This is a genomic window from Streptomyces fulvoviolaceus (assembly GCF_000718165.1).
GTDB lineage: Bacteria > Actinomycetota > Actinomycetes > Streptomycetales > Streptomycetaceae > Streptomyces > Streptomyces fulvoviolaceus.
Map to the genome: position 1 here is coordinate 1 of NZ_JOEY01000196.1, position 318 is coordinate 318.

1 protein-coding gene is annotated in these 318 nt (G+C 68.9%); it reads right to left on the reverse strand.

Features of this window, described 5'->3' with window-relative positions:
- The coding region (locus IG08_RS0153495; RefSeq protein WP_420823331.1) for a hypothetical protein at nt 1-305 on the reverse strand (305 nt) is incomplete at its 3' end.
- Nucleotides 306-318: the final 13 nt, after the last annotated feature.

Genomic DNA, 318 nt, shown 5'->3' on the forward strand with positions numbered 1-318 from the left:
CCCGCTTGGACGGTCGTCCCGACGGAACGCCGGACGCGGTCCACGATCGCCTTCCCGACGGTCATCACGCCGACCATAGCCACCGTTACCACCACGGTCATTACCACCACGATCACTGCCACCACGGCTGTCATCACGACGGAAGCCGCCACGATCACCACGGTTGTCGCCACGACTGTCATCACGCCCACGGAAACCACCGCGATCGTCGCCCCGGCGGTCGTCGCGCCGGAATCCGCCACGGTCATCGCGGTCGTCGCGGCGGTAGGGGGGACGGTCTCCGTCCCGACGGGGACCGCGGTCACGGTCGTCACTGCG